This is a genomic window from Bacillus sp. RC242 (assembly GCF_044908245.1).
In the GTDB taxonomy this organism is placed as follows: domain Bacteria; phylum Bacillota; class Bacilli; order Bacillales; family Bacillaceae_G; genus Bacillus_A; species Bacillus_A mycoides.
In genome coordinates this window covers 61,567-84,425 of record NZ_JBIYCZ010000004.1, presented here as the reverse complement: position 1 = coordinate 84,425, position 22,859 = coordinate 61,567, and the positions used below count along the sequence as shown (strand labels likewise).

Sequence of the window (22,859 nt, the reverse complement as noted above, 5' to 3'; positions counted from 1 at the left end):
TACATTAGAATAAAAAAATGAAAACGTTTTATAAACAGGGGGAAGAATGATGCTTGGGGTTTTTAAAAAAAATAAAACAAACACCAGTATAATTGAATTAAGCAAAGGCCAACAAATCATATTTAACGTGCCTGCTAATTCTGAACTAAAAACTCAAATGGATATGCTACATATTTCAAAGGAAGATTTACAAATTGTTAAAGTATTACAGCCATTTATTTATGAGGAAATAGATTGGATAACAGAAAAATTCTACACCAACATCACAAAACAACCTAATTTAATTGCTGTTATTGAACGCTACAGCTCTATTCCAAAATTAAAACAAACTTTAAAGACACATATTAAAGAATTGTTCAGCGGGAATATGAATGAAGATTTTATTGAACAACGTGTTAGAATTGCAAAAAGGCACGTACAAATTGGTTTACATAGAAAATGGTATACCGCTGCTTATCAAGAATTATTCCGCTCCGTCATAAAGATTTTGCAAACGAAAATTTCAACGATAGACGATTTTTCTTATTCTATAAACGTAATAAATAAATTATTAACATTAGAACAAGAACTCGTTATTGCAGCTTATGAATCCGAATATGAAAGAATCCAAAAAGAACATGAAAAAGAAAAAGAACTGACAGCTATGACGATTACACATATTGCAACAGAACTAGCAGCAGTATCTGAAAAAACAAGCTCTTCTATTCAACAGTTAACATCTAAATCAGAAAGTATCGTAGGAATTGCAAAAACAGGTACATCATTAGCTACGACATCAGAAGAAAAGGCCAATAAAGGAAAAGAACAATTAAATCTGCAAAACAAACGAATGGAAAGCATCCAAACGAATATGGAAACTATCATTACTGATACTCATGAGCTTCTTGATATTTCTAACAAAATTAACGAAATCATTGATATTGTAAAATCAATCGCCGAGCAAACAAATTTACTAGCATTAAATGCTGCTATTGAATCTGCACGTGCTGGCGAATTTGGTAAAGGTTTTTCAGTCGTAGCGGGAGAAATCCGAAAGTTATCAGAGCAAACGAAAGAATCAATTTCCAACGTTACAAAACTCGTTGAAAAAACTAATGAACAAATTATACACGTCTCTTCTTCCGTGGAACAAATAAGCTCTCTCGTATCTGAAGGGACAGATAGTATGCATGCGACAGATCAATATTTCCAAGAAATCGTAAAAGATATGTCTAACTCTAAAGAACAAAATAAAAAAATTGAAAATGAATTAGAGACTATCTCACAAGTAATGAAGAGTATTCAAGACGATTCCTCAACAATGGCCTTAACAGCGGATAATTTACAACTAGAACTAAACCGATAAGACGAATCTCCACTTTGCATTCATCCTTATCATCCATCTACAAAAAAAGAATCCAAAATGGATTCTTTTATTTTCTGAAAAATATTTTTTGGCAATAAAAATAACTCATATAAACGCCAAAGCTTTGTAAAATAAACAAGGCTGGCATACTGATATTATAATATGCCATATCTACTCGGAAGAGCCTTAACGACACATATCCGGTAATTAATAATACAAACAACATATATCCTTCATTTTGTTGTTTCTTGATTAGAAAATGTAATAAAGCTATGGCCATAAACAATGTCACCACTATATATATAAGCTTTTCACTTTTAAATAGAATAGAGTTTGTTCCCTCATCTGAAAATTTGTTAATAACCGGTTTTAAGGGTTTAAATCTTTCTTCTTCAATTTCTTTTAACTCTTGATCAATATGCTCTTTTACACTTTGATTTTTGAATATTTTTTCTTCACTTTGACTTTTTCCAATTAAAACAGTTTGAACATAAGTCTCATTAGAAATTGTATACTGTGACATTCCCATCATCTTGATACCATAACTCACACCAAAATGAGTACTATAAAATACAATAAGGAGTCCTATCATTTTTAATAGTAATTTTTGTTTCGCCCCTGATTGAAATACTTCAATTAACAGCACATATGCAGCTATAAAAATAGGTGAAAATAACCCCATCGGGAAAATCATATTGCTAAGCGCAAATAAAATGGCTGAAATTACCCACATATAAGGATGGTCTAATCCCTTATATAAAAATATGTAACAAGCACAATAAAATAAAAATATTGCGAGTGATTCCGCCGTTAATACAGAACTCATAAATATATTTGGAATATATAAAGCGTAAAACATTGATGCAATACGACCACACTCTTCTCCAAAGACCATTGACGCAATGCAATAAATGAAAAATGCAGTTCCTGTACAAAATAAAATATTAAATAATTGTAAAGCGAATACCGTATCACCAAATATACGAATGATGATCGATTCATAAATAATAAAAGGTAACTGTGCTATATTTTCTATATTATTGCCAATTGCAATCTGCTTTGCAGACTCATACATAGCTTTCATATCACCTATCATCGGACTGTCTACAAATAGAACTGTAATCAGTCTTGCAACTATAGATATGCTTATAAGAAAAATAAGAAATTGCTTATCTGTAAAACGATATTGCAAAATCGATGCTATTAACAAAATAAGAATAATAAAAATCACTAATACGATTGTAATACTTGTTGTACTTCCTCCAAAAAATTGCTTACTTGTTTCAAAAGCCGACCAACAACTATAAACAAAAAATGCGAGTATCGTACCAATCATTATTTTACTAAAGAAAGAAGAAAAATTTGTTCTTATATGATTCATATGTCCATTGCACCTCTATTTCCATTCATAACAAAACGATTCTATCATGAATAGGCACAAGGTTAACAGGGAATTTCTATGACAAATACATGGTCATTACTTTTTCACTTGCAATGTAAGCGAATCCTCTTTTACACTACATTTTAGATAAAATAAATTTTCTTTCAGTTACATGAATACAAATACAGAAGTTTAACTAATCATCTTTTAGAATACACTTTACTTCATTAAGTATCTAATATGAGTATTCCACTTACACATTTCATTCTGATTGAAAACAGACTATAGGGGCTGAATATATGGAAAAGAAATTCATGCGAGAATCAAAAGCAATTAAAACAACACGTGTTTTTCCGAACGATTTAAATAATCACCAAACACTTTTCGGAGGAAAATTATTAGCAGAAATTGATAGTATTGCTTCAATTGCAGCTGCGAGACATAGCCGCAAACATTGCGTAACAGCATCTATCGATTCCGTTGATTTTTTAACTCCAATTCACCAAGCAGATTCTGTTTGTTATGAAGCATTTGTATGTTATACAGGGAAATCTTCAATGGAAGTTTTCGTAAAAGTAATTGCAGAGAATTTATTAGCAGGCGAACGTAGAATTGCTGCTACTTGCTTCATTACATTTGTGGCAATAAAAGATGGAAAGCCTTCGTCCGTACCACAAGTACTCCCTGAAACTAAGGAAGAACATTGGTTACACACAACCGGTTTAGAACGCGCGGAAAATCGAAAAAAGGGACGTTTAAAAAGTAAAGAGATGGCTGAAGTTTTAACTTTAAGTAAGCCTTGGAATATTTAACATAATCTTCTCATCATACATGCACGGGCTCTTCCTTGCATGTATTTTTTATTATAAAAAATACTATTTCTTGCCTATATATTCAGTGGCCCCCTCCTAAAGTCACCCATTAGTTTTTCCTTTATTTCCTTATACTATTAATGGTATATTAAGTAAAGTTGTTTGAAAATAACCATAATGTAGTTAAATATGTAAGGAGTGGTGCGATAATGTCTATCGAGGTACCAATTTCAATACCAAAAACGCTAATTATTATTCCAGCATATAATGAGGAAGAAGCAATTGCAGATACATTAACAAGATTATTAGAACTAAAACAACATTTTACAAGATTAAGCATTTGCGTTATTAATGATGGTTCACAAGATAAAACAGCTCAAATCGTAAAAAATTTCCCTGTTCATCTTATTAATTTACCATATAATCTGGGCATCGGTTCAGCTGTACAAACTGGCTATAAATACGCATATGAGAATGGATATGATATTGCAATTCAGTTCGATGCTGATGGACAACATAATCCGGATGATTTATACAAAATTATACAGCCTATTGCTGAAGGCCAATGCGATATGGTGCTAGGTTCACGCTTTACAGAAAAAACAGCTTATAAAGGTAGTATTTCAAGAAGAATCGGTATTTTTTATTTTACCGCCCTATTGAAAGTGTTAACGAAACAAACATTTATGGATCCAACTTCTGGATATCGTGCTATCAATCGAGAAGTAATTAAGATTTTTGCACACAATTATCCAAAAGATTATCCAGAGCCAGAAGTCCTTATTCATTTAAAAAAGAAAAAACTTCGCATTAATGAGATATCTGTAAATATGCAAGAGCGACAAGGTGGACAATCTTCCATCACACCTCTTAAATCTGCATATTACATGGTTAAAGTAAGCCTTGCTATATTGATGCAAAAAATCGTGAAAGGTTGATAGTGAATGCATATAATTACCTTTTCATTCATCTTTATTTTGTTATTATTCTTCTTAATTATTAATTCTATTCGTCGCGGGACTTTAGAAACAAAATATGCTATTTTGTGGATTTTCGTTTGTGTTGCAATGGCTATTTTAAGTTCTACTGATAAAATTATAAATTGGATTGGAAAACTATTAAAAGTAGAATATCCACCATCCATTTTATTCTTATTTGGATTATTATTCTGTTTCATCTTAATTTTTGACCTAACAAGAAAAATTTCTAAGCTACACCATCAACTTGTAACATTAACGCAAGATTATGCATTATTAAAGCAAAAATTAAACGTAACGCAAACTGAAACAGATAACGAATAATTTTTTCCATTTAAATACTAATATATGCAAAAAGCCCCTTGATTCTTCTAAGAATCAAGGGGCTTTTCATTTCAAACTATTTGTTTCTAATTAATAGTTTACTAATTTTCATAACCGTTGCCACGGTCCCTACTCCAATTATAATAAATAAGAATGGGATTAATGGTAATGCATATCTTTCATATGCAGCATAAAAGCATGTTAAAGCTGTTTGCAGTAAAAGGATTGACCATAAAAATGTAGTCTCTCTCCACCTTTTTAAAAGGAAGATAAATGAAAGTATTGTACATATTAAGAACATCGTCTTAATAAAATTATGTATTTCATTCATATCCTTTGCAGAAACATTGAATACTTCAATATTATGCTCTATAGAATAATACGGTTTTTTCCACATAATTTCTGGCTTCAAGATTAAATAACTCTCTATCATGGAGGTCTTATCTGTTTTCCACCATTCTTTCATTTTATCTTTCGCTATTTTTTCTTCTAATTCCATAAATTCATGTGCTTCCAGGTTAGGGTACTTTGCGTGTAATTCTATTTCAAGTGTTGCCATATCCTTACCTTCTGGGTAGCCTTTCCCTTGATACGTTCCAAGTAATAACGGATTCCCTGCCCCAGCAGTTAGTGGAATAAATTTATCAAATTGAATGTAATTGCGGGCCCACCATGGTCCAAGTACGATAAGTCCTATTCCTATACTTATAATCGCTTGCTTCATCATAACGCGGAATGGATAGCGCTTCATTAAGAGATATATAAATAATGGTATTGGATATAAAGCAACTTGTACGCGTAAGTACAATGCTAAAAAGTAGAAAATTAATACAATTAGAAAATGTTTCGTTTTATGAGTATCAGCTAATTTTAAGCTCCAATATAATAATCCCAATGAAAAGAATAAAAACGGTCCTTCTGTTAAAGTTAAATTTTCTATAACAATCTCTGGAGGATACACAGCTAATAAGAAAGCACCTATTAATCCTGCAGCGGGATTCAATAAATAAGTACCAATCTTATAAGTTAGTAAAATACTAAGTACCCCTAATAGGATAATAATTAATTTAGCTACAAAAAGGCCTTCATTACCATTTCCAAAAAAGTAAAATACAGTAGCTAAAAACGCTGGAAAACCTGGCATAATATGAATAGTTGGTTTATCCGGCTCATGATATGTTAACATTCCTGTTTCCAATAAAATGGTTGCCGTTTTTTGATAACCAATATCATCGCTAGCTATAGTCAAATCTGCACCATGTGTTTGTAAAGTTGCAAAACGAAGCGCAAAACCGACTATCATAATAATCCCTAAAAGGATTACATTAGATTTGCGAGTAAATCGCCTTAACATCTCATCTTCTCCTTTCAAATACATAATTTTCAAATTATGTTTCTATATTTTTACAAGACAATATATTCTATAATAAATACTTTTTATACAAAGTACAATAATAGAAAGTTGATTTACAAAGTTTATATGCGTTAAACTGATACAGATGTTCTTGTAATCTTCTTCCTTTCAAAAGGCTTGTATATATGGTGCAAGACATAAAAAATTTGAGGAGATAAAAATTCTATGATGGAACAAAAACAACTTGTTTCTGTTGTCATACCCCTGTATAACACAGAAAAATATATTGAAGAAACGATGCAGTCAATACTGGATCAAACATATAAAAACATTGAAATTGTAATTGTAGATGATGGAAGTAAAGATCAATCACCTTCTATCGTAAAAAATCTTGCAGAAAAATATCCGGGTCAAGTAAAATACGTTCACCAAAAAAACCAAGGTGTTTCAGTAGCTCGTAATACAGGAATTGAAAATGCTAGCGGAGAATACGTCGCTTTCCTTGATAGTGACGACTTATGGCATCCAACTAAAATTGAGAAACAAATCGAGAGTATGCATAAAAACAACATGGACGCGTGCTATTGTGGTTATATGAATTTCTACGAAGAAACAGGCGAAAAGGTTGATCATACAACAAACTTTATTAAAGGTGATATGGCAAAAGCATTCTTAACACACCAAGTTGTTGCTCAAACAAGTACTTGGGTTTTCAAACGCTCTATCGCAATGAATCATAATATCCGTTTTACACCAGGATGTAGCTGGGGAGAAGACTTGGAGTTTCTATTTAAATTAATGAGCGTAACAAACGTATGCTATGTAGATGAATATTTGACATATTATCGAATTTTATCAGAAGGAAATCTTTCTTCTAAATATAAAGATTACGAATTAAAAACAACTAAAGAACTGGAAGTATTCAATCGTATGAAAGACTGGGTACATAATAAATCTCAAGACTTCATTACGAAAGACCCTCAGTCACTTATTGAGATTCTTGAGACCTATTTATTCCCTTATACGGTTATCAATAATGCTTGTATATACATTAAAGAAAACTCTCAATTAGATAATTCCCAAGTTCAATTAATCAAAAAAGATATAAAGAAATATTGCCGTAAAATCTATTCAAAAAACGGAAAGCGTAGTAAAAAACTATATGCAATGCTTTGGTTTGTACGAATTAAATTTCTGTTTTCTTAAACCGAAAATATAGTACTCACCTCTCTTTCCATAAACAAATCAAATTTACAAATAGGACAAACTAACAAGGTCCTAAAGAATAGAAAGGTCTTTTTCCATGAAAACAAACAAAATCCTTAAAAATGCCTCCTACCTCTTTGTAGGAAATATTACGGTTCGATTTGTACTTGCTATTGCGACGATTCTCTTTGCAAGATATGTTTCACCAGATGAGTATGGGATGTTTACAGTTGCATTAGCAGTTTCCGCTGTCATTTGTTATTTTACAGATGCAGGCTTGACACATACGTTTATGCGTGAAGGAACAAGAAGCGGCGCTAACATTAGCGTATTAATCAGTAGTTATTTACGTATTCGTTTCGTATTAGCTGTCGTAATTTCTGTACTCTTCGCTATTTTTGCTCAGTTCTTCTATACGGATGCCTACTTACGTGCCATGGTATATTGGGTTGTACTACCGACAATGTTTGGAGCAACTTTACAAGGCGTTGGAATGGCTTATTTCCAAGTAACAGAACGTATGCAATTTACAGCGATTATTTCTGTACTACAAGGTGTAACAGCCGCAGCTGCGCTTCTACTAGGAATGTCATTTAAATGGTCACTTATGATGGTCGCTGCCATGTACGGGGTCTCTAGTCTTATAACAGGAGTCATCGCCTTCATAATGGTGCTCCGCCATACAACAGTTCATAAAGGCTGGGACAAAGGTATTTTAGATCAACTGCTTATTTTCACAATCAATGGCATTATCATTATGCTTTTACCGCAGTTAGGTCCTATTATATTAGAAAAAGTTTCAACACATGAGCAAGTTGGATTCTTTGGGGCTGCCTATAAAATACCTGCCGTACTTTATCAAATACCTGGTGTGATTGCAGCTGCCTTTTACCCAAAGTTATTTGCTTTTGGAAATGAAAAGAATATTGATGAACATAGAAAGCTATCTCAGTTCGAATTAAAACTTATGTCTTTCTTAGGGATGGGAATCTCGATTCCATTTATCGCCGATCCAAGTTTTTGGATTGTTACTTTATTAGGCAAAGAATATGCACCAGCTGGTGATGCTCTTGCAATCTTAGCCTTTATGGTTATTTTACAATCTATCAACTATCCACTTGCTGATAATTTAACAACTATTGGTCAACAGTGGAAGCGTGCGACAACGATGGGAATTGGATTAGCTGTCGCTATCATAAGTTACATCGCATTAGGCAGCCAATTTGGAATGATGGGAGCTGCGGCAGCTGCGATCATTACCGAGATTACATTATTGATCGGATTTACTTTATTCGTTCGCAAAGGTTTTTCATTACTATTCAAAGGAATAATATTCAATGCACTAGCGTTTATAATCAGTTACGCAATATACCGTACAGCATTAATTAACTTACCCCCACTAATAGCTTTAACACTTACTGGTATATTGTACGGTATTATCGGTCTTGCCATTGACCCACAAATACGTGGATTGATTTTAGGATTTATAAATAAAAAGCTGGCTCGAAAATAAATAAAAATAAAAACTTCAAATTTAATTTGAAGTTTTTATTTTATCTTCTTCACTTAGAATGAGCCCTGTTTTCAATCCATATCTTAAATTGACTTGCCTTTCTGGAATGATTATACTTGGAAACGAACAGCCCTAGATGTACAACACCTAGTATTAAAGCAATTCACAGTTAATCTTTTATACAAACATTAACTCGTTACACCATAAATTACACAACAGAAAACTTTATTACTACCGTTAAAAATCGTCGATTCATCCATAGTTTTTCTTCATTATAAGACAATATCTAAATATGGAGAATATGGATTAAATCTTAATAATTGTATTGGGGAGGCTTATTCATTTAATGACTTCAGAGGTAAATAAAAGAACATTTTTTACTAAAAGCACACTTATTATCATTCCATTATTAATAATATGTGCATTTGCTTTTCATTACTTTTTCTTAAAATCAGACAGTGTATTTTCTAGTACGGGAGATGCATTATCACAATTCAGCTTCTTTACATTCCTTTTACAACATGCATTTAAAGATGGGAATTTATTTTGGTCTTGGGATTATGGCTTAGGTGGAGATTTATTCGGGGAATTTAGTTATTACTATAGTACAGCACCATTTTTCTGGCTTACGCTTCTACTTCCTAAACTAAATTTTGACCAAATCTTTGAGATGAAGCTATATATGAGTATTTTAAAAAGTACATTAGCGATGTTATTCATGTATGGTTCTTTACGTTATCATAATAAAACTATTTTTTCTTCTTTCATTTCTGCCATTATATATGGAGGATGTGTGACTTTTATTCGCCATTCTTTATTATGGGATTTCATGGCAGATGCTATAGTGTTTTTACCTTTAGTAATATGGGGATTAGATAAATATATTTTAGAGCGAAAAAAGGGATTATTCCTGCTTGCAACAGCACTTATGCTTGCATCAAATTTCTATTTCGCTTTCATTACTAGTATTTTCATCTATATTTATGCCTTTTTCCAATATTTTGCTACACAGCAGAATAAAACAATTAAAACATTTATAACTTATTATATTAGAATTTCTTTCCTATATTCTTTATCACTAGGTTTAGCCGCTGTTTGCTTTATACCATCTGTAAATGGGGTATTTAGTTCAGATCGACTAGCTACAAAATTTACTATTCCATTATTTTTTGAAGATACGTTTTATAAAAACTTAATAGAAAGTATCTTTTTCATTAATAATACAGAGGATTATCAGCTCGCATTCCCAGTTTTCATCCTCTTCCTTATTACAAGTGCGCTTCTAATACGCAATAAACTTGTCACAAATAAGTTACTCTTTACTGGGTTTATGTTAGTTCTATATATGCTTCCATATACGTATTCCGTATTTAATGGCTTTTCCGCTATGCAATACAGATGGTTTTACTTATTTGCATTTGTAGTTGCGCAAACTGCCGCCTACATTTTAGATTGGATGCTACTTAACAAAAAGAAGGTCAACTCTTTAATAGGTCCTTTGCTAGCAACAGCACTATTTATTTACGCAGTCTATAGAAAAGTAAATATAAACGGACAACCACTAGAAACGATTGATAAAATTTTAATCGGTACTACTGTTTTATCTATTATTACAATATTACTATGGCGCTATTTGTCAAAAGCAGTCTTACAATCTTTCATTATATTGAATGTACTGGTCAATGTAATATGTATTAATTACATCTATGCAGATACAGCTCTTAGTAAACACTTTAATCAAGCAGGCGCAACAAAAGAATCATTACATGGTCCAGGTCTCGATAATAAGGATGAAATTGACGCAATTCATTATATACAAAATCAAGATAAAGATTTTTATCGAATTATCAATCCAAACAATAATTATAAGAATACACCGATGCTGCAAGGTTATCATGGTACAAGTACTTATCAAAGCTTAGTCAATCGTGATGTTCATGACTTTATGAAAAATAAGTACAATGTTTTCCAAGGATATGATAGTCCATCTATGTTCTTCCAGTTAGATAAACGACTATTCCTTGAGAACATGCTAGGGGTAAAATATTATGTATTAAGTGAAGGTGCTAATAAAACTGATATTCCGTATGGTTATAAATATTTACAACAAGTAGGTCCTTACAACATTTATAAAAACGAATTTGCACTACCATTAGGCTATGTATACGAAGCTGGAATAAGTGATGAAGAATTTTCAAAACTTAATTTTGCTGAGAGAGATCAACTTTTATTAGATGCTGTAGTTGTAGATAATGTTGGAAGTCTTCCGTTAAAACAATTTAATACAAAACAGCTAGATTCAAAACAAATTAAGATTAATCCAAATAAAATTAAGTGGGAAAATATAGATAAAGAGAAAGATATACTCACTGTTCATGAAAATGGGCGTATAATAGTACCTGTTGATAATACCGATATGTTAGGTGATCTCCTTGTTGAAATTAAAATTAGAAATATAAATAAGGAATCATTTGGGGTTACTGTGAATGACAAATCTATGATAAAAGGTAATGAAGATGGAGCTTATGCTTACCCGTTAGAAAGATTTGTTTACAATTTAGGAAAAGATGCGAAGCCAACTGAGCTAATCATTTCTATCCCTACTCCTGGCCAATACGAGTTGAAAGACTTACAAGTCAACAGTACCAACTATAAAACTGTCCCGAAAAAAGTGAATACTTTAAAAGAAAATAGCCTACAAAATATTTACTATAAAGGTAACTACTTAAAAGGTAATATTAATTCTACTAAAGATGGATTACTATATTTATCTGTACCGTATAGTAAAGGATGGTCGATACAGGTTGACGGTAAAGAAACTGAGTTTACGAAGGCTAATTCTTCCTTTATTGGTGTTCCTATTTCAAAAGGGCAGCATGTAGTTGAAATGAAATACGTCACACCTTATTTCAAAATGGGTCTCGTTATTTCTATCATTTCATTTATCATTTGTATCTCGCTTCTAGTTCTTGGAGATAAGGATCGATATAAAAAATTTAAAAGTCGTTTTAAAAAAAGTTATTAAAATAAAGTGAAGTAAAAGTTGAAGATAATTGCTTGAGCTTTTACTTCATGCCCAGTTTAAAATTACACCTAAGGAGGTCCTAACATGACCCTTTCAATAGTAGTACCTTGTTATAATGAAGAGAAGGTACTCAGAGCTTTCTATTCAGAGACTTCTCTTGAAATTCATAAACTAACTACTGATTATGAATTTGTTTTCGTCAATGATGGAAGTAAAGATAACACACTAGAAATTCTACGTGACCTAGCCGATTCAGACTCAAGTGTGCATTATATATCATTTAGTAGGAATTTTGGAAAAGAAGCTGCTATGCTTGCCGGTCTAAAGTATGCTACAGGCGACGCTGTGGTTATTATGGATGCTGATCTACAACATCCACCCGAACTAATAAAAGATATGCTAGACGGCTATAATAACGGCTATGATCAAGTAATTGCAAAGCGAACTAGAACGGGTGATTCACCAGTACGTTCTTTCGTTTCTAGCTTATATTATAAAGTCATGAATAAATTCGTTGATATTGAGCTAGTAGATGGCATCGGTGATTTTAGACTTTTAAGTAGAAGTGCAGTCGATTCACTACTATCTCTAACTGAATACAATCGTTTTTCAAAAGGTTTATTTTCTTGGATTGGTTTCAAAGAACAAATTATTGAATACGAAAATGTATTACGTTCTGACGGAGAAAGTAAATGGACTTTCTCTAAGTTATTAAATTACGGGATAGATGGTGTAATTTCGTTTAACAATAAACCATTGCGATTATCTATATACCTTGGATTATTAACAACGCTTTTAGCTGTTTTATATGTAATCACTACATTTATTCAAATTACCGTTAGCGGCGTCGATGTACCAGGATACTTTACATTAATTTCTGCCATATTATTTATCGGTGGTATTCAACTCATTTTCCTAGGGGTTATCGGTGAATACATCGGTCGTATTTATTATGAAACAAAGCGTAGACCACATTTCATTGTAGCAGAAAAAAAAGTTAGTAAAGTAAAACAAAAAGCTTAGTAAAAAAGTTACTTCTGTAAATAGAAGTAACTTTTTTACTATTATATTTCCCAAAAAAATTAACGCAAAATAATTCTTGAAAAAAGATACATTTTGAAAGGATAGCATTATACTCAATAATTTAGTATCATGATTCAAGGTACTATTTCAAGTTGGACGGAGGATACTATGAGCTTATTAACAGTAGAAAAACTAGGCCATACATTTGGCGATCGCACATTATTTAAAGATGTATCCATGCGTTTACTAGCAGGAGAACATGTTGGATTAGTCGGTGCAAACGGTGTTGGCAAATCAACATTTATGAATATTATTACTGGTCAACTTATCCATGATGAAGGCCGTGTAGAATGGACACCTGGTACAAATTACAGTTACTTAGACCAGCATACAATTTTAACACCTGGTCGCACAATTCGTGATGTATTAGCTGACGCGTTTTTACCTTTATTTGAAAAAGAAAAAGCTTTAAATGAAGTTGCAGAAAAAATGGGAACGGCAACACCGGAAGAATTAGAGGACCTTCTTGAGCAGATGGCAGAAATACAAGATGCTCTCGAAGCAGGTGGTTTCTATTTACTAGATATGAAAATCGAAGAGGCAGCAAGAGGTCTTGGAATTGATGCAATCGGTTTAGATCGTGATGTTTCAGCACTAAGTGGTGGGCAACGTACAAAAGTATTACTTGCAAAACTATTACTTGAGCAACCAGAAGTGTTATTACTCGATGAGCCTACTAACTATTTAGACGTTGAACATATTCATTGGTTAACGAATTATTTAAAAGAATATCCACATGCATTCTTATTAATTTCTCATGATACGGAATTTATGAATAAATGCGTTGATGTTATTTTCCATCTAGAATTTACAAAAATGACGCGCTATACTGCGACATACGAAAAATTCCTAGAACTAGCAGAAATCAATAAAAATCAACATATAAACGCTTATGAAAAGCAGCGCGAGTTTATTAAAAAGCAAGAGGACTTCATCGCAAAGAACAAAGCTCGTTATTCAACTACAGGTCGTGCAAAGAGTCGTCAAAAACAGCTTGATCGCATGGAGCTTATCGATCGTCCTGAAACAGCAATTAAGCCAGAATTCTCATTTAAAGAATGTCGCGCAAGTAGCCGTTTCGTCTTTGAAGGTGAAAATGTAGAAATCGGATATACACATCCGTTATTACCAAAACTAACAATGACAATTGAACGCGGTGAAAAAATTGCCATCGTTGGTTGTAATGGTGTTGGTAAATCAACATTACTAAAAACGATTTTAGGAAAAATTAAACCTTTAAGCGGTAAAACAAGTCTTGGTGACTTCTTAGAGCCTGCATACTTCGAGCAAGAAGTAAAAGCTGATAATATAACACCAATTGATGACGTTTGGAACACATTCCCTAGCATGGACCAACATCAAGTTCGTGCAATGTTAGCGAAATGCGGATTAAAAAACGAGCATATCTCTCGCCCGCTAAATCAATTAAGTGGTGGCGAACAAGCAAAAGTTCGTTTATGTAAGTTAATGGGTGAAGAAAGTAACTGGATCCTATTTGATGAGCCAACAAACCATCTTGATGTTACAGCAAAGGAAGAACTTCAAAAAGCTCTGAAGGCATATAAAGGGACCATTCTTCTTGTATGTCACGAACCCGACTTCTATGAAGACTGGATAACAAAAGTTTGGAATATTGAAGAATGGGCAGAAAAAAATAACTAAATTATTTCATGTCAGTAAAAAAGGGCCGTTCCTAAAAGGTAATTAGGGACGGCCTTTTTTTATAAACAAAGATTCTTTTCTCTCTCACCACTTAAGAGAACTTCTCACAATATAAAGAAATTAAAAATGTAAATAATATCCTGAATTTTATAAACTTACATTTAGAAGATAATTTTGGTATCATTTAGATAAAATAGGAAAGGAATTAATTAAAATGGTATTTAGTAACCTTGTCTTTTTATGTTTATTTTTACCCGCTGTACTCTTAATTTATTATGCTGTACGCAAAGAACTACAAAATATAGTTTTATTATTTTTTAGTTTAGTATTTTATGCTTGGGGCGAACCCATCTATGTTTTCCTAATGCTGTTCTCTATCTTTGTTAACTATTGGTTTGGTATCTTGTTAGGGAATAGTCGCTTCACAAATGGGCAAAGAAAACTATTATTAACGTTTGCAATTATAATGAACACAGCTATTTTAGGATATTTTAAATACGCAAACTTTTTAGTGGATAATATCAATTCTATCTTCCATACCAATATTATTCTTGAAAAAATACCTTTACCAATTGGTATTTCATTTTTCACGTTCCATGCGATGAGTTATATTATCGATATTTATAAGAAAAAAGTCGATGCTCAACGAAATATCTTTGATTTGGCTTTATACTTTACTGTATTTCCACAATTAGTAGCAGGACCAATTGTTCGTTATAATACAATTTCTCACCAATTACACCAGCGAACTGTTGATGCCGAAAAATTCTCTGAAGGAGTTCGCCGTTTTATTATTGGTTTGGGGAAAAAAGTTTTAATTGCTAACCAATTAGGTGCTATAGCCGATGAGATTTTCGCAATGAATCCTTCTGATATGAGTGTATCATTAGCTTGGATGGGAGCCATTTCCTATACGCTACAAATTTACTTTGATTTTTCTGGATACAGTGACATGGCAATTGGATTAGGAAAGATGTTTGGATTTGATTTTCTAGAAAACTTTAATTATCCATATATCTCAAAATCCATTTCTGAATTTTGGCGTCGTTGGCATATTTCGCTCGGTTCTTGGTTCCGTGACTATGTCTATATTCCTCTTGGAGGAAATCGCGTTACAACTTGGAAAATTTATCGTAACCTCTTCATTGTATGGGGATTAACCGGGTTTTGGCATGGTGCCAGTTGGACCTTTATGATTTGGGGTATTTATTATGGAATTCTAATTGCACTTGAAAAAGCAGGACTTGAAAACCTACTTCAGAAATTATGGAGTCCTCTCCAACATATTTACGTTATGTTTTTAGTTATTATTGGATGGGTATTTTTCCGAGCAGATAATTTCAGTTATTGCCTTGAATTTTTAAAATCCATGTTCGGATTTAACGGTCCATTAACAGACATTAATAGTTATTTCTATGTAATGAATTATTGGGGAATTTTCCTATTAGCTATTATTACTGCAGCGCCCGTATTTCCATGGTTACAAAAAGTGTTATCAACAAAAAGATTTGCTGTTTTATCGCCAATTTATTATTTAAGTATTTTAGTCATTGTTTTAGTATTCCTAACAAATGCAACTTATAATCCATTTATTTATTTCCGTTTTTAAAGGAGGTTCACTATGAAAAAATTTCAAAACCTCACTTTAATAATGGGGTTTCTTACAGTTATTTTTGGAGTGGGTATTTGGACAGCAAAAGTTATCCTTATAGATAAAAAAACATTTTCTGAATTTGAGAACAGAAACTTAGCAATTAGACCTGCTGTAAATGCTTCCACTATAAAAACTGGCGAATTATTTAAAGGTATCGAAACACATTTTACAGATCATATTGGACCTAGAGATTTCTTTCTTGAAAGTTATATAAAGTTCCAATTGTCTATGAATCGAACATTCGTAAACAACATTCATGTTACAAACGATCAATTTATTTTTAATAGGCCTAATATGGAAAATCATTTAAACGATGTTGATGCTGGGGTTCATGAATTAAATACTTTGAAAAAAGATTTTCCTCAAACAGAATTCTATTTTTCTTTAGTTCCTAGTAAGCAAACAGCGTTACAATATAAGCTTCCCTCTTACCTAAATCTTGGGTACGAACAAATACTTAGGGATCACCTTGCTGAGAAATTGGCAGAAACTAAATTCCCTATTATTGATGTATTACCGATGTTTAAAGAAAGTTTTACTAACAAAGAACTAGAACGAATGTATTTAACTACAGACCATCATTGGAATATGGAAGGTGCCTTTTATGCATATGAGGATACGATGAATTTTATTAATTCTCATTCAAACAAATATAAAGGGCAACCAATAAAGAAAGATGACTACACCATTAACTGGGAAAAACCGAAAGGAAAGTTTGTTGGTAGCTGGAATAATCAATTGTACCGCTTAATTGATACTTCATCTGTACAAATTCCGTATGTCCATTATAATTCGGGTGAATCTTGGGACGACTACACAGTTTACTATGGTGCTATTAAAGATGATACCGCTAAGGAATCTATGGCTCAGTTTTACGGAAAAGAAAAAATAGTCCTGCTCCTGGATATGCTAATGTTTATCAAACGGATTTCCCTGAAATAAACATCATTAATGAAAAGGCAGACAACGATTTACACATTGTTATCTTAAAAGATTCGTATGCTGATGCTACATATCCTTTATTTGCGCGTAATTTTGCTAAAACAACTTTTATTGATCCTCGTTACACTCAAGGAAAAAGTGTGAAACAGCAAATAGAAGAACAAAATGCAGATATTGTATTGTTTATATACAACGACACCAACGTTTATGGTGATATGTATAAATTTCAAAATGTAAAATAAAAACTTATTTTCAACTATAATCAGTGGGATTTCAATCCCACTGATTATAGTCTCAATTTATATAGTAATATCGGGCTAACCTCAATCTAAAATCATTCAAATCATTATACGTTTCCAAATTCGCTAACATCCCTCGAATAACTGGAATCCTTGGATTTTGAACTCTCATTTCGGATTCTAAAACATCTAAAGTGACTAAAACCTCATCATTTTCTAATTGATCAGCTAATGTTCGTTTAAATACAATAATTTCACTTAGAAAATGTTCCTTCACCTGTTCCTTAATAAGCTCGGAACTACAAAGAAATTCTCCTAGTCTCTCTTCATGTAGGACAGGTTCCTCCGAAGATTCTAGAAGCCCCTCTACTAAATTGTCTATCCTTTTTAAAATAAAAGCTGAGACATAGGACAAATCAATTTCTGGTGCATTTAAAATAATTAATTCTAAATACCCACGGCATATCCCTTCCACCATAATTACTAGATCTAACAAGTATGGAATAACCTTTTCACCATAAATGGACAGTAAGCTATTCCGATAAAATGCATGAGACTCTAATTTCATCCTCATCATAAACTCTTCTACTTCTTTATTAAACGGAATTGCATTTTCTCTTGCATGCATAATAATAAATTCTTTATGTTTTTGCACATCAGTAAACTGACAATATAATTGTTTTTCAAATTTTTCACGTGGTAATAAAGATTCTTTTTCAATATCCAGCATTTTCTTCTGAATCTTGTCATAATAATATCGAAGTGTGGCCAATAATAACTCGTCTTTTGATTTGAAATATAAATAAAAAGCTCCTTTTGATATACCACATGCGGTTACGATTTCTTGTACTGACGTTGCATTTACACCCTTAGTTGCAAATAACCTCATAGCCATCTCTATAATTAAGCGCTCTTTTTCTTTCATATTCTCTCTCCTAAATTTAATCTCGCATCTTATGTAAATTCAAACTTGATTTTATTCCACATTAACTGAAAATAAAACTCCCCATATAAAATTTAATGGAGTAAATGGTTTATATAGAAGCCTTTCCATCTATAAAATTCGGTTAGTAAAAGCCAATGATCAGAAAAAGAATAGGAAACCGACTACTTACAGTTTGATTTTATTATACCATCTCTTTTCATTGACGACTGACCAATCGGTCAGTTATATTATGTATTAGACTGACCGATTGGTCAATATAATAAAAAGGGAGCGCAAACATGAACAAAATCATCAATTTCACGTTAAAAAATAAGTTCGCAGTTTGGCTACTAACCATTATTGTTACTATTGCGGGTATTTATTCTGGACTCAATATGAAGCTGGAGACAATTCCTGATATTACAACACCGATTGTAACAGTAACCACGGTTTATCCTGGTGCTACACCAGAAGAAGTAGCCGATAAAATTTCAAAACCAATGGAAGAGCAACTCCAAAATTTAAGCGGTGTAAACGTTGTTAGTTCATCATCTTATCAAAACGCATCTTCTATTCAGGTAGAATATGATTTTGATAAAAATATGGAAAAAGCCGAAACGGAAATTAAAGAATCGCTCGCAAACGTGAAACTGCCAGAAGGTGTGAAAGACCCGAAAGTCTCACGAGTAAACTTTAATGCCTTTCCTGTTATTTCATTAAGCGTAGCGAGTAAAAATGAATCTTTAGCTGCCTTAACAGAAAATGTAGAAAAAAATGTTGTTCCTGGATTAAAAGGACTTGATGGTGTCGCATCTGTTCAAATCGCAGGTCAACAAGTAGATGAAGTACAGCTTGTCTTCAAAAAAGATAAGATGAAAGAATTAGGTTTAAGTGAAGATACTGTAAAAAATATGATTAAAGGTTCGGACGTATCGTTACCACTTGGCTTATATACATTTAAAGATACGGAAAAATCAGTTGTTGTCGATGGTAACATTACAACAATTAAAGCATTAAAAGAATTAAAAATTCCAGCTATCCCTTCATCACCGAATGGTCAAGGTAGTCAAAACGCTGGTGCTGGAACACAAGCACCACAGATGAATCCGGCCGCTATGAATGGCATACCAACGGTTACATTAGAAGAGATTGCTGATATTAAAGAAGTTGGAAAAGCGGAATCCATTTCTCGAACGAATGGAAAAGAAGCAATCGGTATTCAAATTGTGAAGGCTGCTGATGCGAATACAGTTGATGTTGTAAATGCAGTTAAAGATAAAGTAAAAGACCTTGAGAAAAAATATAAAGACTTAGAGATTATTTCAACATTCGATCAAGGTGCGCCTATTGAAAAATCAGTCGAAACAATGCTTAGCAAAGCTATTTTCGGTGCTATCTTTGCGATTGTTATTATTATGTTGTTCCTGCGAAACATTCGAACAACACTAATCTCTGTCGTTTCTATACCACTTTCTTTATTAATTGCAGTTTTAGTAATAAAACAAATGGATATTACCCTTAACATTATGACACTTGGAGCAATGACAGTTGCTATTGGACGCGTTGTTGATGACTCAATTGTTGTTATTGAAAATATTTACCGACGTATGTCTTTATCAGAAGAGAAATTACGTGGGAAAGATTTAATTCGTGAAGCTACGAAAGAAATGTTTATCCCGATTATGTCTTCTACAATTGTGACAATCGCTGTATTCTTACCTCTTGGGCTTGTAAAGGGTATGATTGGTGAAATGTTCTTACCATTTGCTTTAACAATTGTTTTTGCCCTACTTGCTTCCTTACTTGTGGCAGTTACAATTGTGCCGATGCTAGCACATTCCTTATTTAAGAAGGAAAGCATGAGAGAAAAAGAAGTACATCATGAGGAAAAACCAAGCAAATTAGCAAACGGCTATAAACGTATACTTGAATGGGCGTTAAACCATAAAATTATTACATCAAGTATCACAGTCCTCCTATTAGTAGGCAGCCTTGCACTTGTACCAATCATCGGTGTCAGCTTCTTACCATCTGAAGAAGAAAAAATGATTATCGCAACGTACAAACCTGAGCCAGGTCAAACGTTAGACGACGTTGAAAAAATTGCAACGAAAGCTGAAAAGCATTTCCAAGATAAAAAAGACGTCAAAACGATTCAATTCTCATTAGGCGGCGAAAACCCAATGAGCCCTGGTCAAACAAATCAAGCGATGTTCTTCGTTCAATATGATAACGATACGAAAAACTTTGAAAAAGAGAAAGAACAAGTCGTTAAAGATTTACAAAAGATGTCTGGAAAAGGTGAATGGAAAAACCAAGATTTCGGAGCAGGTGGCGGTAGTAACGAAATTAAGCTATACGTTTATGGAGATAGCTCTGAAGAAATTAAGCCTGTCGTGAAAGACATTCAAAATATCATGAAGAAAAATAAAGATTTAAAAGACATAGACTCTAGTGTTGCAAAAACATATGCAGAATATACTTTAGTCGCTGATCAAGAAAAGTTAAGTAAAATGGGGCTAACTGCTGCTCAAATTGGAATGGGACTTTCTAATCAACATGACCGCCCTGTTCTTACAACAATTAAAAAAGATGATAAAGATATAAATGTATATGTAGAAACTGAAAAACAAAACTATGAAACGATCGATGACTTAACAAATCGTAAAATTACAACACCACTTGGTAATGAAGTTGCTGTTAAAGATGTTATGACTGTAAAAGAAGGTGAAACTTCTAACACAGTAACACATCGTGATGGCCGTGTTTATGCGGAAGTTAGTGCAAAACTAACATCTGATGACGTTTCAAAAGCATCTGCCGCTGTTCAAAAAGAAGTAGATAAAATGGATCTTCCTTCTGGTATAGATGTTTCTATGGGTGGTGTTACACAAGATATTCAAGAATCATTCAAGCAACTTGGCTTAGCGATGTTAGCTGCGATTGCCATTGTATACTTCGTTCTTGTTGTTACATTTGGCGGTGCCCTTGCACCATTCGCAATTTTATTCTCGCTACCATTCACAATCATTGGTGCACTCGTTGCCTTATTAATTTCTGGCGAAACGTTAAGCGTATCTGCGATGATTGGGGCTCTTATGCTAATTGGTATCGTTGTAACGAACGCAATCGTGCTCATTGACCGTGTTATTCATAAAGAAAATGACGGCCTATCAACACGTGAAGCATTATTAGAAGCTGGTACAACACGCCTGCGTCCTATCTTAATGACTGCAATTGCAACAATCGGGGCTCTTATCCCGCTTGCATTAGGATTTGAAGGTAGCGGCTTAATTTCTAAAGGACTTGGCGTAACAGTAATTGGTGGATTAACAAGTTCAACATTATTAACACTTCTTATTGTTCCAATCGTTTATGAAGCATTAAGCAAATTTAAAAAGAAAAAAGTAAAATAAAAAAATAACCTCGCTGACTGCGAGGTTATTTTTTATTCCCAAACAAGATTAGGAAATCACCATATCCTTCTTTTTCTAAATCTTCTTTTTGAATAAAGCGTAGCGCTGCCGAATTAATACAATAACGAAGGCCGTTTTGTCCCGGGCCGTCTGAAAATACATGCCCAAGATGTGAATCTCCTTCTTTACTTCTCACTTCCGTACGCGTCATATTATGGCTAACATCCATTTTTTCTTTCACACTAGCTGACATAACTGGTTTCGTAAAACTCGGCCATCCACAGCCGCTATCGAACTTATCGAAAGAAGTAAATAATGGTTCCCCCGAAACAATATCTACATAAAGCCCTTCTTCTTTATGATTCCAATACTCATTTTGAAAAGGCGGTTCTGTCCCATTTTCCTGTGTTACATAAAACTGCATCTCGTTTAATCTTTCTTTTAAATGAGCATTATTCTTTGGCCAATGTTGTTTAATAAAAGCATCTCGACCTGAGCCTTTACGATATAACTCATAGCGAAATGTATTCTTCTTATAATATCCTTGGTGATATTCTTCAGCTGGATAAAACGTAGCAGCTGGCAATATTTTTGTCGCAATTGGCTTCGAAAAATGCCCACTTTTCTCGAGCTCTTCTTTTGAAGCCTCTGCCTTTTTATGTTGTTCTTCATTATGATAAAAAATCACCGTTTCATAAGACTGCCCGCGGTCGTGGAATTGTCCCCCTATATCAGTCGGGTCAATTTGTCTCCAATATATATTTAACAACTCTTCATACGGCATTTTATTTGCATCAAATGTAATTTGTACTGCTTCATAATGCCCAGTTGTTTCCGAGCACACTTCTTTATACGTTGGATCCTCTTTATGGCCACCTGTATAGCCTGAAACAACCTGTATAATCCCTTCCATCTCTTCAAATGGCGAAACCATACACCAGAAACACCCTCCGGCAAACGTAGCTAACTCTATCTTTTCATTTACAGCCATTATTTCACCC

The 22,859-nt window shown here is 33.1% G+C and carries 16 protein-coding genes and 2 pseudogenes; 13 read left to right on the top strand and 5 right to left on the bottom strand.

Annotation, left to right across the window (positions count from 1 at the left end):
• Positions 1-46: 46 nt before the first annotated feature.
• Both ABH957_RS09500 and ABH957_RS09495 read left to right on the top strand, forming a co-directional pair.
• A pseudogene (locus tag ABH957_RS09500) lies at positions 47-544 on the top strand (protoglobin family protein); the annotation flags it as partial.
• A gap of 99 nt (positions 545-643) precedes the next feature.
• Complete coding sequence (locus ABH957_RS09495; protein WP_002184479.1) at positions 644-1,345, top strand: methyl-accepting chemotaxis protein; 702 nt, start codon at positions 644-646, stop codon at positions 1,343-1,345.
• Positions 1,346-1,412: 67 nt separating this feature from the next.
• Here the strand turns inward: ABH957_RS09495 and ABH957_RS09490 are convergent, their stop codons facing one another.
• Entirely contained in the window at positions 1,413-2,726 is a 1,314-nt protein-coding gene (locus ABH957_RS09490) for an ArnT family glycosyltransferase (RefSeq protein ID WP_404454857.1), read from the bottom strand.
• A gap of 299 nt (positions 2,727-3,025) precedes the next feature.
• On the opposite strand from ABH957_RS09490, the gene ABH957_RS09485 reads away from it, so the two are divergent.
• The 3 genes from ABH957_RS09485 (at position 3,026) to ABH957_RS09475 (ending at position 4,839) form a co-directional block, all read left to right on the top strand.
• Positions 3,026-3,538 carry an acyl-CoA thioesterase gene (locus ABH957_RS09485; protein WP_002144630.1) on the top strand — a complete coding sequence of 171 codons (513 nt, stop codon included), beginning with the start codon at positions 3,026-3,028 and terminating at the stop codon, positions 3,536-3,538.
• A gap of 209 nt (positions 3,539-3,747) precedes the next feature.
• Positions 3,748-4,476, top strand: a complete 729-nt coding sequence (locus tag ABH957_RS09480; RefSeq protein WP_113936141.1) for a glycosyltransferase family 2 protein — start codon at positions 3,748-3,750, stop codon at positions 4,474-4,476.
• 6 nt (positions 4,477-4,482) lie between these two features.
• Positions 4,483-4,839, top strand: a complete 357-nt coding sequence (locus ABH957_RS09475; protein WP_070145695.1) for a DUF2304 domain-containing protein — start codon at positions 4,483-4,485, stop codon at positions 4,837-4,839.
• Between the two features lie 76 nt (positions 4,840-4,915).
• Here ABH957_RS09475 and ABH957_RS09470 read toward each other — a convergent pair whose 3' ends face one another.
• Entirely contained in the window at positions 4,916-6,193 is a 1,278-nt protein-coding gene (locus tag ABH957_RS09470; protein WP_404454860.1) for a glycosyltransferase family 39 protein, read from the bottom strand.
• 225 nt (positions 6,194-6,418) lie between these two features.
• Here ABH957_RS09470 and ABH957_RS09465 point away from each other — a divergent pair, with 225 nt between their 5' ends.
• The 7 genes from ABH957_RS09465 to ABH957_RS09435 all read left to right on the top strand — a co-directional run bounded on the left by ABH957_RS09465 (position 6,419) and on the right by ABH957_RS09435 (position 17,278).
• On the top strand, positions 6,419-7,399 hold the full coding sequence (locus ABH957_RS09465) for a glycosyltransferase family 2 protein (RefSeq protein ID WP_404454863.1): 981 nt from the start codon (positions 6,419-6,421) through the stop codon (positions 7,397-7,399).
• Positions 7,400-7,496: 97 nt separating this feature from the next.
• Positions 7,497-8,912 (top strand): oligosaccharide flippase family protein, encoded by a 1,416-nt coding sequence (locus ABH957_RS09460; RefSeq protein ID WP_404454866.1) that lies wholly within the window; start codon positions 7,497-7,499, stop codon positions 8,910-8,912.
• Between the two features lie 346 nt (positions 8,913-9,258).
• Positions 9,259-11,937 carry a YfhO family protein gene (locus ABH957_RS09455; protein ID WP_404511049.1) on the top strand — a complete coding sequence of 893 codons (2,679 nt, stop codon included), beginning with the start codon at positions 9,259-9,261 and terminating at the stop codon, positions 11,935-11,937.
• 84 nt (positions 11,938-12,021) lie between these two features.
• Positions 12,022-12,960 (top strand): glycosyltransferase family 2 protein, encoded by a 939-nt coding sequence (locus ABH957_RS09450; protein ID WP_000175832.1) that lies wholly within the window; start codon positions 12,022-12,024, stop codon positions 12,958-12,960.
• Between the two features lie 129 nt (positions 12,961-13,089).
• A complete protein-coding gene (locus tag ABH957_RS09445) occupies positions 13,090-14,682 on the top strand; it encodes an ABC-F family ATP-binding cassette domain-containing protein (RefSeq protein WP_404454872.1) in 1,593 nt (530 codons plus the stop codon).
• Positions 14,683-14,896: 214 nt separating this feature from the next.
• Positions 14,897-16,291 (top strand): MBOAT family O-acyltransferase, encoded by a 1,395-nt coding sequence (locus tag ABH957_RS09440; protein WP_404511047.1) that lies wholly within the window; start codon positions 14,897-14,899, stop codon positions 16,289-16,291.
• A 12-nt stretch (positions 16,292-16,303) separates the two neighbouring features.
• Positions 16,304-17,278 carry an alginate O-acetyltransferase AlgX-related protein gene (locus tag ABH957_RS09435; protein WP_404511045.1) on the top strand — a complete coding sequence of 325 codons (975 nt, stop codon included), beginning with the start codon at positions 16,304-16,306 and terminating at the stop codon, positions 17,276-17,278.
• 294 nt (positions 17,279-17,572) lie between these two features.
• Here ABH957_RS09435 and ABH957_RS09430 read toward each other — a convergent pair whose 3' ends face one another.
• Entirely contained in the window at positions 17,573-18,442 is an 870-nt protein-coding gene (locus ABH957_RS09430) for a TetR/AcrR family transcriptional regulator (protein ID WP_404491404.1), read from the bottom strand.
• A 299-nt stretch (positions 18,443-18,741) separates the two neighbouring features.
• Between ABH957_RS09430 and ABH957_RS09425 the strand changes: the two genes are divergently transcribed.
• Positions 18,742-21,858 (top strand): efflux RND transporter permease subunit, encoded by a 3,117-nt coding sequence (locus tag ABH957_RS09425; RefSeq protein WP_002034974.1) that lies wholly within the window; start codon positions 18,742-18,744, stop codon positions 21,856-21,858.
• Between the two features lie 25 nt (positions 21,859-21,883).
• Here ABH957_RS09425 and msrB read toward each other — a convergent pair whose 3' ends face one another.
• Both msrB and msrA read right to left on the bottom strand, forming a co-directional pair.
• Positions 21,884-22,336: a peptide-methionine (R)-S-oxide reductase MsrB gene (gene msrB, locus ABH957_RS09420; protein WP_404442637.1), complete on the bottom strand. Its 453-nt coding sequence runs from the start codon at positions 22,334-22,336 to the stop codon at positions 21,884-21,886.
• A gap of 45 nt (positions 22,337-22,381) precedes the next feature.
• Positions 22,382-22,849 (bottom strand): annotated as a pseudogene (gene msrA, locus ABH957_RS09415) (peptide-methionine (S)-S-oxide reductase MsrA); the annotation flags it as partial.
• Between the last annotated feature and the right edge of the window lie 10 nt (positions 22,850-22,859).